The organism is Microbispora amethystogenes, from assembly GCF_016863015.1.
Classification (GTDB): domain Bacteria; phylum Actinomycetota; class Actinomycetes; order Streptosporangiales; family Streptosporangiaceae; genus Microbispora; species Microbispora amethystogenes.
The window spans coordinates 1-883 of sequence record NZ_BOOB01000141.1; the positions used below are offsets into that span (position 1 = coordinate 1).

1 protein-coding gene is annotated in these 883 nt (G+C 66.5%); it reads right to left on the reverse strand.

Annotated features, from left to right (window positions below):
* Positions 1-883, reverse strand: an 883-nt coding sequence (locus tag Mam01_RS36065; protein ID WP_204289694.1) for a PKD domain-containing protein, incomplete at both ends; no start/stop codon positions are given.

An 883-nucleotide genomic window follows, 5' to 3' on the forward strand; every position in this document is an offset into this window, starting at 1 on the left:
CCGGCCGGTCGCGCTGAAGTGCTCGGCCTGCTTGCGCTTGGGCTGCAGGATGACCTGACCCCGCCCGGTGAGCGGCTTGGCCGACCCGGCGCCCTTGTCGGTGTAGCTGGCCTCGATGACGTAGAACAGGTTGTCGTACTCACCGTGGCCGGACATGGCGGTCTGCACGACGGCCTCGCAGCCGGTCGTCTGGTCGAGCGGGTGACCGTGGGTGTCGTGACCCAGGATGGACTGGATCTGCACCTTGCTGCAGTCGACCGTGCCGTCCTCGGCGTCGGTGACGGTGACCTTGAACTTCACCTGGTCGCCGAACTCGAAGAACGCGCCGTTCGGCGGGAGCTCGACCTTGACCTCGGGCTTGGTGTTGCCCGCGTTGACCGTCACGCTGGAGGTCGCGGTCCTGCCATCGGCGTTGGTGATCGTCAGGACGGCGCTGTACTCGCCGGCCTGGGTGTAGGTGAAGGTGGGGTTGGCCTCGGTGGAGTCGGTCTTTCCGTCACCGTCGAGGTCCCAGGCGTAGGTGATCGCCTTACCGTCGGGGTCGCGCGAGCCGTCGCTGCTGAACTTGACGGTCAGCGGCGTCGGGCCGTCGGTCTTGTCGGCGGTGGCACGCGCCACCGGCGGGCGGTTGCCCTTGATGTACTCCACGCGGTAGACGCCGGAGTCGGCGTTGTCGCCGCCGAAGCCGGAGCCCCACTCGATCAGGTAGAGGGCGCCGTCGGGACCGAACTTCATGTCCATGGGCTTCTTGAAGCTCAGGGTCTGCAGGATCCGGTTCATCTCGACGAGCTTGGTGCCGTCCTCGTTGAGCTGGAACGACCAGATGGCGTTGTTGTTCCACTCACCGAACATGGCCTTGCCGTCCCAGTACGCCGGCCACTTG